Genomic DNA, 16,427 nt, shown 5'->3' on the forward strand with positions numbered 1-16,427 from the left:
TGGCCGGCGTCTTGCGGAATCGGCCGGCGCCGGCCCTCCGGGCGACCGCACCGACCACCCGGATAGGCTGGCCGCGCTATGGATTCCCGTACCGGTCTCCCCGTTGTCGGCATGGTGGGTGGCGGCCAGTTGGCCCGGATGACCCACCAGGCCGCGATCGCCCTCGGTCAGTCACTGCGTGTGCTCGCTGCCAGTCCCGAGGACGGCGCGGCACTTGTCGCCGCCGACGTCCAGTACGGCGAGCACACCGACCTCGCCGCCCTGCGTACCTTCGCCAAGGGTTGCGACGTGGTCACCTTCGACCACGAGCACGTGCCCTCCGCGCACATCCGCGCGCTGGCTGCGGAGGGCGTGGCGGTGTACCCGCCTGCCGACGCGCTGCTGCACGCCCAGGACAAGCAGGTGATGCGGGAACGCCTCACCGAGTTGGGCGCGCCCAACCCCCGGTGGCGGCCGGTCGGTGAGCCCGCTGACCTCGTCGACTTCGGCGAGCAGGTCGGCTGGCCGGTGGTGCTCAAGGCGGCCCGGGGTGGCTACGACGGCCGGGGCGTCTGGATGGTCGACGACGCCGCCCAGGCCACCGAGCTGGCGACCACGCTGCTCGCTGGCGGCACCCCGCTGATCGTCGAGGAGCGGGTGCCGCTGCGCCGGGAGCTGGCAGTGCAGGTGGCACGGTCGCCGTTCGGCCAGGTGGCCGCGTACCCGGTGGTCGAGACGGTTCAGCGGGACGGTATCAACGTGGAGGTGCTGGCCCCGGCGCCCGGCCTGGACGAGGATCTGGCTGTCGCCGCCCAGCAGCTCGCCATCGACCTGGCCACCGCGCTCGGCGTGGTCGGCCTGCTCGCCGTCGAACTCTTCGAGGTACGCGACGAGGCCGGTCGGCCCGCGATCGTGGTCAACGAGCTGGCGATGCGGCCCCACAACTCGGGGCACTGGACCATCGAGGGCGCCCGGACCTCCCAGTTCGAGCAGCACCTGCGGGCCGTGCTGGACTACCCGATGGGCGACACCGCGCTGACCGCGCCGGTGGTGGTGATGGCGAACGTCCTCGGTGGCGAGCCGGGCGGAATGTCGATCGACGAGCGGCTGCACCACCTCTTCGCCGCCGAGCCGGGCGCGAAGGTGCACCTCTACGGCAAGCAGGTGCGACCCGGCCGCAAGATCGGGCACGTCACGGTGCTCGGTGACGACCTGGACGACGTACGGGCGCGGGCTGTTCGGGCCGCCCGTTGGCTGCGTGAGGGGCGCGAGTGAGCGAGAAGGGGGCCGAGGTGCCAACCGTCGGTTTGATCATGGGCAGTGACTCGGACTGGCCGACAATGCGGGCCGCCTCCGAGGTGCTGGACGACTTCGGCGTGTCGTACGAGGTCCGGGTGATCTCGGCGCACCGGACCCCGGTCGCGATGATCGAGTACGGCCAGGACGCCGCCGACCGGGGCCTCAAGGTGATCATCGCGGGTGCGGGTGGCGCCGCCGCGCTGCCGGGCATGGTGGCCTCGGTGACGCCGCTGCCGGTGATCGGGGTGCCGGTGCCGCTCAAGCACCTCGACGGGATGGATTCGCTGCTGTCCATTGTGCAGATGCCGGCGGGCATCCCGGTCGCCACAGTGTCGATCGGCAACGCCCGCAACGCCGGCCTGCTAGCCGTACGAATCCTCGGTGCCAGCGACGAGCCCCTGCGCGCCCGAATGACGACCTACCAGCAGAACCTGGACAAGCTCATCAAAACCAAGGACGCCGCCCTCCAGGCAACCCTGCGGTAGTCCACGCGAGCCTCGACCTCACCCGGGTCGATCATGCAGTTGTGGTGCCCGAAAAGGGGTGCTTGGGGTCCTTTGTCCACCACCACAACTCCATGATCGACGCAGCCGGACTCACGCCGCTTGTTCCTCAGATTCATCTCATGCCGCGTAGTGCGGTCTGTAGGCGTTCCTGGGCTCGGCGGCGGCGCTCGTTGCTGGCGCCGAGGATGAGCAGCAGGATGCCCACGGGGATCAGCGCCAGCCACGGGCCGAGGCTGACAAGCGCGTGGATCGCCGCGATCGCGGTGACCGACGCGCCGACGATCACCGGTGCCTGCTGACGGCTGGACGAGCCGAAGATCAGCACCGCGACCGCACCGAGCAGCAGCAGCATCTGCCGAAGCGTGCTGGATTCGGTGGCCAGGACGATGGCAAGTGTGGGCACGAACGCGGCGACCAGCGCCGGCCCGTACGCCACCCAGCTGCTCATGTCCGGCCGGTGGCGCAGCTCCAGCACCCCGACCAGCAGGGCCAGCAGGGCGAACGGAAGCGTGTACGCCTCGGGCAGCGCCACGTCGGCTACGCGCATCAGGATCCACCAGGCGGTGATCTCGCAGAACACCACAGCCCAGAAGAGGATGCGGCGCTCCACCGGCCGGCGACCGGGGCGGGTTGCCGCCACGCCGAGGACGGCGCCCCACGCGGCAAGGAGGGCGGCGATGTGGCGGGGCGAGTCGAAGGCGAGGGCCAGGGCGATGAGCGCCGCCGCGTACCCGCTCCATTCGACAGTTGACGCTTCGCGCTGCGCCTCGGGTCGGCGCAGCCGTGGCAGGGTCGCGGCGAGCACCTGGAGGACCGCGCCGACGGCAAGCACACCGAACGCAGACCAGACCGCGGCCAGCCCGGCGACCAGACCGGCGGTGAGCACGAACAGCTGCGCCATCAGCGATGCGAAGAGCCAGCCGAGGATGCGCGCCCGCTGCGTGACGCCGAACAGCGCCGCCACCGCGCCAACACCGACGGCGCTTCCGAGGGTGAACAGGGTCAGCTGCCGGTCCGCCAGGCTGCCGGCGAGGCCGGCGCTGCCGCCAGCCAGACCGATGACGAACACAAGCACCCGGGCCAGCCGCAGCGACCGGGCCCGCTCGACGAGCGCCGGCGGTGGGGTAAGCGCGAGGCCGAGCATCGCGATGGTGAAGACGGAGAGCGCGCCGATGGTGCTCGCGGGCCAGCCCCGGCCGAGCGCGAGGGGCGCGATCAGCAGTGTGACGGCCGCGCCGGGCAGCACCACAGGCACGGCGCGGGACCGCCGTCCGCCGCTGAACCCGGTGGCGGCCAGCGCGGCGGTCGCGGTGAGCAGCAGCGCGGTCAGTACGTGGGTCGGGTTGACCACGTCCGCCGGTGGGGTGAGCAGCTCCGGCGGCGGGCCCTGCCAGATGCGGCTCAGCGTGCGGTGCGGCTCGACAAGGGCGGTCACCAGGGCAGGTGTGATCGAGGCGAGGGCCAACGCCGTGGGTAGGGCGGCTGCGGCGAGGGCACCGGCGGACGGGCTGACCCGCCACCGCCGCCGGTCCGGGTCGTCCGGCAGCCGGCGTAGCGCGCCGTCGAGGAGCACCGCCCACCGTCGGACCGGCTGGGCCGAGCTGGTGGGCGGCGCGGTCGCCGCACGTACCAGTTCGGCGAGGACGCCCAGCAGGGCGGCGGCGGCCGCGTAGACCCCGGCGGGCAGGCCGGTGGGGATGGCGGCGAGGGCGCTGATGGTGGCTCCGCCGACCACTGCCACGCTGACCCAGGGCAGGTACTGAGGCACGTGCCGGCGCACCGCGGCCACGGCCGCGAGGCCGAGGCTGGACGCCGCCAGTGCGGCGGTCAGCACCACCTGCGGCGAGTGCTCGAACTCGACGGCCAGCGCCGCGACCGCACCGGGCAGGGCCAGCAACGCGGCACCGGCGGCCGCTCCACCGATCTGGGCCAGGTGCGGCGGCATCCCCTCGGTCTCCAGGTCGGTCACCTGAGGGCCGGCCAGCACGCGGGCCACCGCGGCCACGACCACGCCGATGAGCGCGATGCTGCCCAGCGCTAACGCTGTGGTCCAGGGGCGGACCAGGCCGGCGCCTGCGGCGTGCAGCGCCACCACCCCGGCGACGGTGGCCCGGGACAGCCCGGCGCGGGCCTCCTCGGTGGCCACCGAGGCCATCCCGAAGACGGTGGCCACCATCCCGCCGACCAGCACCGGCGACCACCAGGGCAGCTCGAACGCGGCCGGCGCGCCGATAGTGGCGAGCACCACTGCGGCACCGGACACGTCCCACCGCCACGGCGGCGGCAGCAGGATGCCGGCGGTGACGGCAAGCAGCAGCAGCGCGATCGGGGCCTGCCAGGTCGAGCCGCCGGTCGGCGCGGCCGGCCAGTTGCTCAGGTCACCGTCCCAGATCGGGCCGGGTGTGGCCAGCACCCCCACCCCGCCCCGCAGGGCCATCCAACCGGCGAGCACACCGATGAGTACGCCGCCGACGGTGATGCCGAGGGTCGGCCCGCGCCGCCACTCCTCGGGCATGGCACGGGCGCCGACGGCGACCACCAGCACGAGGGCGGCGGCCACGGCGAGTTGCCCGCCGGGGGCGATGACCGCGCCGATGCGCACCATCGTGGCGATCAGCGCGGTGGTGACCGCCGCGGCGGCCAGGTCGGAGCCGTCAAGTGTGAGGTCGGAGCGGCGGCCGGCGTCGATCGAAGGTGCCAGGTAGAGCAGCACCGCCGCGACAAGCAGGAGCGCGCCGACCCAGGCGTCGGCGACGGTCGCCCCTGGGGCGCCGAAGGCGGCGGCGGTGACCACGAGTGCGCCCAGCCCCGTGCCGACCGACAGGGGTGCCGGGATGCGCCGCTGGGAGACCTGCACCATGGCGGCGTACCCGAGGGTCACGCAGACCGCCAGGAAGCTCGCCGCCAGCACCGGCACCGTTACCTCGCGGAGGCTGGCCGGGGTGGGGGTCGGGTCGACGGTCGCTGTTGCGGCCACGAACGCCGCCACCGCGCCGGGCAGCGCGAAGGCGGCGCCGCCGGCGGCCCAGTCCGTGACCGTGTCGGCGGCTGCGGACGCGATCCGTACCCGGGGGGCCAGCGCGACCAGCGCGGCTGCCGCGAAGATGGCGAGCAGGACGGCGGCCGTGAGCCCCGGCCGGGACAGGCCGGCACCGACGCCGAACATGCCCACCACGGCAGCGGCGACGGAATGCGCCAGCGCGGCCCGGGTGGTCCGCGCCGAGAGGCCGGTCACGCCGACGCCGATCGCGGTGAGCACCATCGGCCAGGGCGCCGACACCCAGCCGAGACCGAACGAGGCCGGTACGGCGAGCGCGGTGAGCGCGGCTCCCGCCACGGCGAACTCGCGGCGGATGTCAGCTGGCAGGGCGAGCACCGCGGCGATGGTGAGCAGGAACGCGGCGGCGGCGAGCTGCCAGGTGTTCGGGCCGACAGCGGCGGCCAGTTCGGCGGCGTACCCGTCGAGGTCGGCACCCCACGCGGGCAGCGCCGCGCGTACCGTTGCGACGCCGGCACGCAGCGCGCCACCGGCGACCACCAACCCGCTGACGGTGAGCGCCACCGCCGAGGCGATCTGCGGTCCGCGTCGGGCGGCCTCGGGGACCGCGCGTACCGCCAGGCCGGTCGCCGTGATGACGGCGGCGATCAGTAGCAGCGACTGGCCGGGCAGGGCCACGGAGGCGATCCGGCCGAAGGCGCCGATCACGGCAAGGGTGAGGATGCCGGCCCCGACGTCGGGCAGCGGTGGGCGGCGCAGCACCAGCGCGCCGGCCAACCCGACCGCTGCGGCCAGTAGCAGCACCAGCCCGGCGCTTGTCGCCGTGGGCACGGTCTGTGCCCGCAGCAGGGCGGTGACGGCGTACGCCAGGGCGACGGCGACCGCCACCGCGTGCAGCGACCAGGTCAGCTCGCGGACCCCGGGCACCGGACGGGCCGGCGGCTGGGCGGTCCCCACGCCGGCGTCGATCACCTCGCCGGCCTCTTCCGGGGCGCCCTCCGGCCTGCCCTCGGCGTCACGCTGCCGGGGCGCAGCGGGCGTGCTCGCCTCCGGCAGGTCCTGCCGGACGGGGCGTTCCACCATCAGCCCGGAGCGGACCAGCCAGAAGTTGAGGAGGGCGACCACTGTCAGCACCAGCGCCCAGCCACCCGGCCCGGTGATGCGGTCGAACGTGAGCAGCGGCAGCACCGGTTGTGCGGCGAGTACGGCAGCGAAGCGGGGTGCGCGCAGACCTGTCCACGTGGCGTACCCGACCGACACGGCGACGGTCCCCGCGAAGATCAGGCCAGCGAAGATCGCGCCGGAGGTGCCGCCGTCGCCGATCCGGTCGACGGCCCAGAGGGCGTACCCGGCGAGCGGCACGAGCAGCAGACCCACAGCGGCGATCGTCTCGGCCGTCGAGGTGAGGCCGCGCCGGGCCAGCACCGGTGGGGCGAGCAACATCAGCACTGTGGCGATGAGCAGGACACCGAGGCGGGCCAGGGCGTCCATCGAGCTGGTCGCCACCGCGGCGAAGACCACGGCGGCCACGCCGAGCAGCAGCGCACCCAGGCCGAGGGGGATGTTCTGCACCTCCCGGGAGGAGGCCTCCGGGGGGTGCTCCGGGTCGTCGGCGTCCAGCCAGGACGGCGGTGGCGGCGGTGGTGGTGGGTCCTCCGGAGCTGTCGGCGTGCCCTGGCGGGGCACCCGGGGCGGGGCGCCGGTGGTGGCCGTCGGTGGGCGGCGACCGGGACGGCGGCGCAGCACCCGCCGGGGGCGGGTCGCCTGCTTGAGGCGTTCCTCCCCGGCGTGGGCGAGGATGTCCCGTTGGAAGAGCGCTGCCTGCATCTTGGCGGCGATCTGCCGCTGCTCGCGGGCGATGGCGGCGTCGCGCGCCTTCATCTCCGCTATCGAACGCTCGACGTTTGCCAGATGCTCGACCCACTGCGGCTGGTCAGACCCGCAGTGCGGACAGCGGACGGCCGGCTTGATCTCCCGGCCGCACGAGGAGCATTGAAAGGTCGCCACGACACCCCTCCACCCGCACTGTGGACTCCCACTGTCGCAGCATGCCCAATGCCGGCGTGGATTTCGACTCTTGTCGGCGGGTCCGGGGCAAACAACATCACCGGCCGGCCGCTAGTGGTGCTCCGCGGCCGGCCGGTGGGTGGAGAAACGTCAGGGGCGGCCCATGCCCCGGTACTCCCAGCCGGCCTGCGTCCACAGTGCCGAGTCGAGGCAGTTGCGCCCGTCGACGACCTTGCGGCCGGCGACCAGTTCGCCCAGGGCGACCGGGTCGGCGTTGCGGAAGTCCGCCCACTCGGTGAGGACGCAGACCAGGTCGGCGCCGGTGACCGCCTCGTTGATGCCGGCCTCGTAGGTCAGCTCGGGAACCGCGCGGCGGGCGTTCTCGGTGCCCTGCGGGTCGTACACGTGCACGTCGGCGCCGGCCTTGTGCAGCAGCGCGGCGACAGCGAGCGCCGGGGCGTCGCGGACGTCGTCGGTGTTGGGTTTGAATGTGGCTCCCAGCACGGCGATCCGGGTGCCGGAGAAGTCCGGGCCGGCCGGGCCGGAGCGGCGGCCCAGCAGGTCCGCCGCGAGCTGGAGCACCCGGGCCCGGCGGCGCAGGTTGATCAGGTCGACCTCGTGCAGGAAGCGCAGGGCCTCACCGGCACCCAACTCCTGCGCGCGGGCCTGGAAGGCGCGGATGTCCTTGGGCAGGCAGGCGCCGCCAAAGCCGAGGCCCGACTGGAGGAACCGGTTGCCGATGCGGGGGTCGTACCCGATCGCCCGGGCCAGTTGGGTCACGTCCCCGCCGGAGGCCTCGCAGACCTCGGCCATCGCGTTGATGAAGGAGATCTTGGTGGCGAGGAAGGCGTTCGCCGCGACCTTCACCAGCTCGGCGGTCGCGAAGTCGGTTACCACCAGGGGCACCTCGCGGTCCTCGGTGGCGGCCAGGTCGAAGACGCCCTTGTGCGCGGCGTAGAGCATGCCGTTTGCCCACTCGCTCTTGACGCCGACCACGATCCGGTTGGGGCGGAGCACGTCGTCGACGGCGAAGCCCTCCTGGAGGAACTCGGGGCTCCACGCCACCTCGACACCCAGGTTGTCGGGGGTGTGCTTGCCGACGAGCTGCTCCACCCACTCGGCGGTGCCCACCGGCACGGTGGACTTGCCGACGATGAGCGCCTTGCGGGTCAGGTGCTGCGCCAGGCTTGTCACCGACGCCTCGACGTACGACAGGTCGGCGCCCATCCCGTCGGCCCGCTGCGGGGTGCCGACGCAGATGAAGTGCACGTCGCCGAACTCGGCGGTCTCGGCGATGTCGGTGCTGAACCGGAGCCGGCCGGCGGCCAGGTTGCGCTTGAGCAGCTCGTCCAGGCCGGGCTCGTGGATGGGAACCTGGCCGGCGTTCAGCATCGCGATCTTGTCGGCGTCGACGTCGAAACCGAGCACCTCGTACCCGAGCTCCGCGTAGCAGATGGCGTACGTCGCACCGAGGTAGCCGGTCCCCAGGAAGGTCACCCGCGGCCGAGGTGCGCCCGACGGCGGGGTCACCGCGGCGATAGCGGGGCTCGGCTGGATGGTGGGGTAGGGGATCGTCACGCCTGTCTTCTCCGCTCGCACTGGCGGCGCTCGTCGCGTCGCATTCTGCTGCGGCGCCTGGCGGGCACCGGAGGTATGACTCTGTTTGTGTCCATCATTGCCCAGCGGCGTGGGTGCTCCGTCATGCCCTGTACCTACGCGCCGGTAACATCACCTGAACTGCAGTCGCTATCCTTCAGTCTGCGCGGTTGGCGGTCAGGGAAGGCCACAGACTGCGCATGATAGCGGTGAAGGGGAGGGCCGACATGGCCGCAGGGGAGTCGTTCGACGTATACCGGTTGCCCGATGAGCACGAGGCGATCCGGGAGGCGGTCCGTGAGGTCTGCGCCGCAAAGGTAGCTCCGCACGCCGCGGAGGCGGACGAGACCGGGGAGTTCCCGAAGGCGTCCTACGACGCGCTGCGGGCCGCCGACTTCCACGCGCCGCACATCCCGGAGGAGTACGGCGGAGCGGGCGCGGATGCCCTGGCCACCGCGATCGTGATCGAAGAGGTGGCCCGCGCCTGCGCGTCCTCCTCGCTCATCCCGGCGGTCAACAAGCTCGGCACGATGCCGCTGCTGCTGTCCGGTTCCGAGGACCTCAAGCGCCGCTACCTGACCCCTGTCGCGTCCGGCGACGCGATGTTCTCGTACTGCCTCTCCGAGCCGGAGGCGGGCAGCGACGCGGCATCGATGACGACCCGCGCGGTGCGTGACGGGGATCACTGGGTGCTCAACGGCGTCAAGCGCTGGATCACCAACGCCGGCGTGTCCGAGTTCTACACAGTCTTCGCCGTCACCGACCCGGCAGCCCGTTCCCGGGGCATCTCGGCCTTCGTTGTCGAAAAGTCCGACGCCGGGGTGACCTTCGGCGCGCCGGAGAAGAAGCTCGGCATCAAGGGCTCGCCCACCCGCGAGGTCTACCTGGACAACGTGCGGATCCCCGCCGACCGGATGATCGGCGCCGAGGGCACCGGCTTCGCCACCGCCATGAAGACCCTGGACCACACCCGGGTCACCATCGCCGCGCAGGCCGTCGGAATCGCGCAGGGCGCGCTCGACTACGCCAAGGGGTACGTGGCCGAGCGCCGGCAGTTCGGCAAGGCGATCGCCGAGTTCCAGGGCATCCAGTTCATGCTCGCCGACATGGGCATGAAGCTGGAGGCGGCCCGGCAGTTGACGTACGCCGCGGCCGGCCGCTCCGAGCGGGGCGACGCCGACCTGACCTACTTCGGCGCGGCGGCCAAGTGCTTCGCCTCCGACGCCGCCATGGAGATCACCACCGACGCGGTGCAGTTGCTCGGCGGCTACGGCTACACCCGCGACTACCCGGTCGAGCGGATGATGCGGGACGCCAAGATCACCCAGATCTACGAGGGCACCAACCAGGTCCAGCGCATCGTCATGGCGAGGCAGTTGCTCAACGGCTGAGAAGCCGGGCTCGGCTCAATAGCTGGGCGTGGAGGCAACCCACCGGTACCGGCGCTTGGGGCTTCGTGCTGCTCCGATGGCAATGACGGTGTCGGCCTCGACCAGTGCGCGTAGATGGTTGAGGACGGCAGTACGGGACAGTCCGGTGAGTTCGGCGAGCTCACCGGCTGTCGCTTCTCCCCGGCTTTTGAGCGCCTCGCTGACGTCCGGCAGGAGGTTGGTGAAGAGGTCGGGTTCCTTGCTCCGGCCCGAGGCTGCGGGATCGAGTACGTACTGCGCGTAGCGCCGCCCGCCCTCCTTGACGGCCAGCCCTCGGGCGACGAGATCCCGCAAGACCTGGCCGGCGGTGATGCGGTCCACGCCCCATTGCCGCAGCATTTCGTTGGTCAGGTAGTTCTCGCGCAGCATTGCTAAAGCGATCTCATGCGCGGGTGTGGGCAAGTGTGCCCGCAGCCCGGCGATCCAGTGGCGTACCTCAGGGCTGAGGAGTTCGGAACGGGCCATGGTGACCACAAAACTGGAGATGGAACTCCGGAATTGTGGCCGTGGCAGGCCCCGGCGCCGCGCTACGGCGAGCATCGCGGGGATGCCCGAAGACCTGTTTTCGGCGACGAGTTCGTTCGAAGACGGGAGGTAGGTGTCTGCGAGAAGGCTAGCCAGTATTGCATTGCGCGACGACGAGATGCCTTCCTCGCCGAGTTCGTCCACGATCACGCCTCCGTAAAGGCCGCCTGGGCTGCGAACGACGAGGCGGTCGGTGAATAGCTCAACCTGCACCTGGGTGCCTCTTGTCACAGGGCTGTAGTCGCGGTGCAGCAGAGCGTTGACGACCGCCTCGCGGACGGCCTCGAGCGGGTACTCGACCTCGTCCATCCGTCCGCCGTGATCGGTGATGACTGCGCGGACTGCGAGGCTGCGACGGAGTACACCGAGGGTGGTCTCGACCATTTCGGGGATGGAACCCCGGACCGTCTGGTTGTCGAGGAACCTGGTGCCGGAGGCCGGGTCCGGGCCGTGCACGACTACCGAGACCATCAGCTGAGGGAAGTGCTGCTGCGGGAATTGCCCATAGGCAAGGAGCCCGGCGAGCGTCAGCGGGGCATCGGTTGCGGGTCCGGCCGTGATGCCGAGTCGGTAGCGGACCGTGGCGTCGTCGGACCGCGCGAGTTTGGGGTACCCGGTCCGTATCCTCCGCAGCGTTCGGCGTACGGCCTCGTCGTCCAGGTCGTCCGCCGATGTCCCGTCAACGGGTTCGCGGTCGTATACAGGTTGGGTCCGGGCGGCCGTGACCATCGCGATTTCTGCCTGGGTCATGTGACGGTCGCCGTCGCCCCCGCGTAGGTACGATCCCCCGGAAATACCTTGTGCGGTGACGTAGACCGGACGCTGGTCGGCTGGCGCGGGCGGCACCTCCGCCACCACCAGTCGGTTGCCCTCGACCTCGGTGATCTCGGTGCTGATCCGTAGCGGAGGTGTGAGGTCGTCGCGCGACATCTGTACCAGAGCGTTCCGCAGCGCCGTGGGGTCCGTCAGCTCGATAACGCTGAATCCACGTTCTTCGTCGACGCCGAGCAAAACCGTCCCGCCGTCGGTGTTCGCGAAGGCGGAGAGCGTCTCGCGAAGAGATTTCGGCAGTCCTTCGGCGGCCCGCTTTGCTTCGACACCTGACGGCTCACCGCCTATCCGGCGCAAGGTGGCGAGAATCTCGATCACATCGTCAGCAATCACAGATTGATGACATCACCCATCTTCGCACGTGGCAAGTAGGCGTGCGAAGTAGGTGTTAAGTCTGTGTGTACGTGAGTCCTCACACAGTGGCGATGCCGTACGGGGCTGGGACGTTGACCGAGAGAGAGAATCACCGGACCGGCCCCCCACCACCACCTGCTCGCTGCCCAACGTCGGGCACGACCCGCGACGTACCTGGACCCCGCAGAAAGATCGAGATCATGAAGCAGTTGGTGGAGAAAACCGCCGAGCCCGAGGTGCTGCCGGGTGACCTGATGACCAACCGCCAGCGCGCGCAGCTCGTCCTGGTGCTCGGCGCGTTGATCGCGATCGGCCCGCTGACCATCGACATGTACCTGCCGGCGCTGCCCGCCATCACGTCCGGCCTGGAGACCACCGAGACCGCCGTCCAGCTGACGCTTACCGGCACGCTTGTCGGCCTCGCGCTGGGCCAGTTGCTGCTCGGGCCGCTCTCGGACGCGATCGGCCGGCGCAAGCCCCTGCTGGCCGGGTTGGCCGTGCACATCGTGGCCTCCGTGCTGTGCGTGTTCGCCCCCGACATCGCCGTGCTCGGCGTGCTGCGCGTCCTGCAGGGGCTCGGCGTCGCCGCCTCCGCCGTGGTCGCCACGGCCATCGTGCGCGACCTGTTCAGCGGCTCCGCCTTCGCCCGGATCTTCTCCCGTCTGATGCTGGTGATGGGAATGGCGCCGATCCTCGCGCCGACGCTTGGCAGCGCCCTGCTGGGCTGGACCGACTGGCGGGGCGTCTTCGCGGCGCTGGCGGTGCTCGGCGTGCTGCTGATCGTCATCGCCGCGCTGCGGCTGCCGGAGACCCTTCCCGCGGCCCGTCGCCGTCACGGCGGCGTGGCAGCGACCCTCCGCGACTACCGAGGGCTGCTCAACGACCGGGCCTTCGTCGGTCTGGTGCTGGTCGCGGGGCTGGCGATGGCCGCCCTGTTCGCGTACGTCTCGGGGTCGTCGTTCGTGTTGCAGCAGCAGTACGGCCTCGACGAGCAGGAGTTCGGGCTGGCCTTCGGCGCTGGCGCGGTGGGCCTGATCGCGGCCACCCAGTTCAACGTACGGCTGCTGCGCCGGTTCACGCCGCAGCAGATCCTCATCAGCGCCCTGATCGCCGGAACGGCGTTCGGCGTACTGCTGATCGTGGTCGCCGCGACAGGCTTCGGTGGCCTGGGCGCCCTGCTCGTGATCCTGTGGCTGGTGCTGGCCGCCACGGGCCTGGCCATGCCGAACGCGCCCGCGCTGGCGATGAACCGGCACAGCGAGGCCGCCGGGACCGCCGCGGCGCTGCTCGGTGCCGTGCAGTTCGGCATCGGCGCGTTCTCGGCGCCCCTGGCTGGCCTGTTCGGCACCGGAGCCGTACCGATGGCGATCGTCATCGCGGGCGGTATGGCTGCGGCGCTGGCGGTCATGCTCCTGGTCGTGCCCCGCGCCGTTCTCAGCGACACCATCGACCCGGACCTGGCCGTCGGCCTGCACTGACGGCGCCCCAGCGGGTTGGTCGGGGGGGCCGGATGACCGGCCCGCCCGACGATCAGCGGATCTCGGTGGTGTCCTCGGGGCGCGGTTGGCCGCGCGGTGGGGCCGACCACGGCGACTCGCCGCCCACCCGGCGGGGCAGCGGCTCGGTCGGTGTCGGATCGGCCGGGTAACCCAGGGTCAACGGTGCGGTGTCGCGTTCCGAGGACTCAGACGTCGGCCAGTCGGTCATTGTGAAGTCGTCGCCGCGCGGGCCGTCCGCCGGTGCCGTCGCCGGTGCCGGCGTGGTCGTCGCCTGCGGCCAGGGCCGCCAGCGCTGCCCGCTGAACGTCGCCATCAGCAACAGCAGACCGATCAGGAAGAGTGTGCCGTTCTCCACCGGCAGCAGCAGCGGCAGCGGGTCACCGAAGACCTTCCACCCCTGCGGGACCGCGTCCCGCACCTCGAACGGCGCCACGAACATCCCGACGTACGGGGTGGCCAGCAGTAGCCCGGCGACCAGTGGGCCGGCCGGTGAGAAGCGCAGTGTGCCGAGCAGGCCCAGCAGGACACCGCCGACACCGAGGTACACGGCCGGCTCGATCAGGTTGGCGGTGTTGAAGGTGCCGATCTCCACCCAGCGGTCGACCGTCCGGCTCGACCCGTCCTGCCCGAGTGTGACAAGCACCCAGGTGATGGGCGCCACCACCAACCCGGCGAGGAAGCTCCAGAGATGTCGCATCCGCGCACCGTACCGTTTCCGACATGACCGAGCATCCCTCCGACGCTCCGACGGGCAAGCCGACCTCGTACTCGCGGGTCACCCTCAGCAAGATCATGACTGCCGTCGACGTGAACCTCCACGGCACCGTCCACGGCGGCGTCCTGATGAAGTTCGTCGACGACGTGGCCGGGGCAGCCGCCGCCCGGCACAGCGGCGGAACGGCGGTCACCGCGGCCATCGACGAGATCGTGTTCTCCGAGCCGGTCCGGGTCGGCGACCTTGTGCACGCGCACGCCCAGGTGAACTGGAGCGGGCTGACCTCGATGGAGGTCGGCGTGCGGGTGGTCGCCGAGCGCTGGGACTCCGCCGAGGACGCCCCGGTCCGGGTCGCCACCGCGTACCTGGTCTTCGTCGGGGTGGACGTCGGCGGCGCGCCGCGAACGGTACGCCCCGTCCTGCCCGAGACACCGGAGGACGAACGCCGGTACCGGGAGGCCGAGATCCGTCGCGCGCACCGCCTCGCCCGCCGCCGGGCCATCCAAGCCCATCGCGGAACCGACGGCTGAGCGGGCACCCCCACATGCTTTGCAGCGCCGGTATGTGGTGTGGGCACGCGTCGATGGCCGGACCCGGTCCGCAGAATGGCGTTTCCGGGTAGGGCATGATGTCGCCACGGCACATTCGCGGTGTCGTGCGTGGTCAGGGGAGGTAGGGCAGTGAACGACATGCTCTGGACGCCGCCGGCGGACGTACTCGATCGGTCCCGAATCGGTGGCTACCTACGCTGGCTGCGGGAGCACCGCGGGTTGGACTTCGCCGACTACGACGCGCTGTGGCAGTGGTCGGTCACCGACCTGGACGGGTTCTGGCGCTCGATCTGGGACCACTTCGAGGTCGTGGCGCACACCCCACCGACCGCGACCCTTGCCGGGCGGGCAATGCCCGGCGCCCGCTGGTTCCCCGGCGCCACGCTCAACTACGCCGAGAACGTGCTGCGGATGCCCGGGCGCGCCGACGACGACCCGGTTGTCATAGCGCACGGGCAGACCCGCCCGCCGGTCACCCTTACCGCCGCCGAGCTGCGCGAACAGGTCCGCCGGGTGTCCGCCGGGCTGCGTCGGCTCGGCGTCACCGCCGGTGACCGTGTGGCGGCGTACGCCCCGAACATCGGCGAGACGTACGTCCTGCTGCTCGCCACCGCCAGCCTCGGCGCGATCTTCTCCTCCTGTGCGCCCGAGTTCGGCACCCGCAGCGTCACCGACCGCTGGCAGCAGACCGAGCCGTCAGTGCTCGTCGCAGTGGACGGCTACCGGTACGGCGACAAGGCGGTGGACCGGCGCGCCGAGGTCGCCGCCATCCGCGCAGCCCTGCCGTCGGTGCGCCACACGGTCGCCATCGCCTACCTGGACCCGGCCGGCGCCCCGCCGGAGGGCGCGCTGAGCTGGGACGAGTTGGCCGCGCCGACCGACGAGCCGTTGACCTTCACGCCGGTGCCCTTCGACCACCCGCTGTACGTGCTCTACTCCTCGGGCACCACCGGCCTGCCGAAGCCGATCGTGCACGGCCACGGCGGCATCCTGCTGGAACACCTGAAGATGCTCGCCCTGCACCACGACCTGGGCCCGGCCGACAGGTTCTTCTGGTTCACCACCACCGGCTGGATGATGTGGAACTTCCTGGCCTCCGGCCCGGCCGTCGGCGCGACGATCGTGCTCTTCGACGGCAACCCGGGCCACCCCGACCTGGGCGGGCTGTGGCGGCTCGCAGCCGAGACCGGCACCACCTACTTCGGCACCTCGGCGCCGTTCCTGCTGGCCTGCCGCAAGGCCCAGCTGGTGCCCCGGGACATCGCCGACCTGTCCGCGCTGCGCGGCGTCGGCTCCACAGGTGCGCCGCTTCCCGCCGAAGGCTTCGAATGGGTGTACGAGACAGTCGGCGACCAGGTCCAGCTCCAGTCGCTGTCCGGCGGCACCGACGTGTGCACCGGCTTCGTCGGCGGGGTGCCGCTTCTACCGGTGTACGCCGGTGAGATCGCCTGCCGCGCGCTGGGCGCCAAGGTGGAGGCCCGCTCCGCCGACGGCACCCCGGTGATCGGTGAGCTGGGCGAGCTGGTGATCACCGAGCCGATGCCGAGCATGCCCGTGGGGTTCTGGAACGACCCGGACGGCAGCCGGTACGCCGAGGCGTACTTCGACGTCTACCCGGGCGTGTGGAGGCACGGCGACTGGATCACCATCAACTCCCGGGGCGGCTGCGTGATCACCGGCCGCTCCGACGCCACCCTCAACCGCGGCGGGGTACGGCTGGGCACCGCGGAGTTCTACACGGTGGTCGAAGGGCTCGCCGAGGTCGTCGACTCGGTCGTCGTGCACCTGGAGGACGACGAGGGCGGCGCCGGCGAGCTTCTGCTCTTCGTGGTGCTGGCCGACGGTCTGGAGTTGGACGACGCGCTGCGCAAGAAGATCTGCCGTGAACTGCGTACCGCCCTTTCGCCCCGGCACGTCCCCGACGAGATCCACCAGGTACGCGCGGTACCCCGTACCCTCTCGGCCAAGAAGCTGGAGGTTCCGGTCAAGAAGATCCTCACCGGGATCCCTGTCGACCGCGCTGCGGCCAAGGGCGCGTTGGCCAACCCCGAGTCCCTGAACGCCTTCGCAACCTTCGCCCAGTCCCGCACCTCAGCCTAAGAACCCTCGCCCGGCCAGCGTCCGCGTACCGGCCAGC

10 protein-coding genes are annotated in these 16,427 nt (G+C 71.5%); 6 read left to right on the forward strand and 4 right to left on the reverse strand.

The annotated features are described in order from the left end of the window. The first annotated feature begins 78 nt into the window (after positions 1 to 78). On the forward strand, positions 79 to 1,254 hold the full coding sequence (locus ACPXB1_RS02315; protein ID WP_425734721.1) for a 5-(carboxyamino)imidazole ribonucleotide synthase: 1,176 nt from the start codon (positions 79 to 81) through the stop codon (positions 1,252 to 1,254). A gap of 17 nt (positions 1,255 to 1,271) precedes the next feature. Next, the gene (gene purE, locus ACPXB1_RS02320; protein ID WP_425734770.1) at positions 1,272 to 1,763 is read left to right on the forward strand and encodes a 5-(carboxyamino)imidazole ribonucleotide mutase; all 492 of its coding nucleotides are present in this window, start codon (positions 1,272 to 1,274) and stop codon (positions 1,761 to 1,763) included. 133 nt (positions 1,764 to 1,896) lie between these two features. On the opposite strand, the gene ACPXB1_RS02325 is transcribed toward purE, so the two are convergent. Next, the gene (locus tag ACPXB1_RS02325) at positions 1,897 to 6,789 is read right to left on the reverse strand and encodes an SCO7613 C-terminal domain-containing membrane protein (RefSeq protein ID WP_425734722.1); all 4,893 of its coding nucleotides are present in this window, start codon (positions 6,787 to 6,789) and stop codon (positions 1,897 to 1,899) included. A gap of 150 nt (positions 6,790 to 6,939) precedes the next feature. Further along, on the reverse strand, positions 6,940 to 8,367 hold the full coding sequence (locus ACPXB1_RS02330; protein WP_377663775.1) for a UDP-glucose dehydrogenase family protein: 1,428 nt from the start codon (positions 8,365 to 8,367) through the stop codon (positions 6,940 to 6,942). Between the two features lie 245 nt (positions 8,368 to 8,612). On the opposite strand from ACPXB1_RS02330, the gene ACPXB1_RS02335 reads away from it, so the two are divergent. Continuing rightward, a complete protein-coding gene (locus tag ACPXB1_RS02335; protein ID WP_355596917.1) occupies positions 8,613 to 9,776 on the forward strand; it encodes an acyl-CoA dehydrogenase family protein in 1,164 nt (387 codons plus the stop codon). Positions 9,777 to 9,791: 15 nt separating this feature from the next. On the opposite strand, the gene ACPXB1_RS02340 is transcribed toward ACPXB1_RS02335, so the two are convergent. Then, positions 9,792 to 11,504, reverse strand: coding sequence for an ATP-binding protein (locus tag ACPXB1_RS02340; RefSeq protein WP_355629349.1), 1,713 nt, complete (start codon positions 11,502 to 11,504; stop codon positions 9,792 to 9,794). A gap of 275 nt (positions 11,505 to 11,779) precedes the next feature. Between ACPXB1_RS02340 and ACPXB1_RS02345 the strand changes: the two genes are divergently transcribed. Further along, on the forward strand, positions 11,780 to 13,003 hold the full coding sequence (locus tag ACPXB1_RS02345; protein ID WP_355596939.1) for a multidrug effflux MFS transporter: 1,224 nt from the start codon (positions 11,780 to 11,782) through the stop codon (positions 13,001 to 13,003). A gap of 52 nt (positions 13,004 to 13,055) precedes the next feature. Here the strand turns inward: ACPXB1_RS02345 and ACPXB1_RS02350 are convergent, their stop codons facing one another. Continuing rightward, complete coding sequence (locus ACPXB1_RS02350) at positions 13,056 to 13,721, reverse strand: hypothetical protein (protein ID WP_355596919.1); 666 nt, start codon at positions 13,719 to 13,721, stop codon at positions 13,056 to 13,058. A gap of 23 nt (positions 13,722 to 13,744) precedes the next feature. Here ACPXB1_RS02350 and ACPXB1_RS02355 point away from each other — a divergent pair, with 23 nt between their 5' ends. Together ACPXB1_RS02355 and ACPXB1_RS02360 are read left to right on the forward strand one after the other, a co-directional pair. Continuing rightward, entirely contained in the window at positions 13,745 to 14,269 is a 525-nt protein-coding gene (locus ACPXB1_RS02355) for an acyl-CoA thioesterase (RefSeq protein ID WP_053655263.1), read from the forward strand. 150 nt (positions 14,270 to 14,419) lie between these two features. Further along, a complete protein-coding gene (locus tag ACPXB1_RS02360) occupies positions 14,420 to 16,390 on the forward strand; it encodes an acetoacetate--CoA ligase (RefSeq protein ID WP_355596921.1) in 1,971 nt (656 codons plus the stop codon). Positions 16,391 to 16,427: the final 37 nt, after the last annotated feature.

It is taken from the genome of Micromonospora sp. DT68 (assembly GCF_049847245.1).
GTDB lineage: Bacteria > Actinomycetota > Actinomycetes > Mycobacteriales > Micromonosporaceae > Micromonospora > Micromonospora profundi.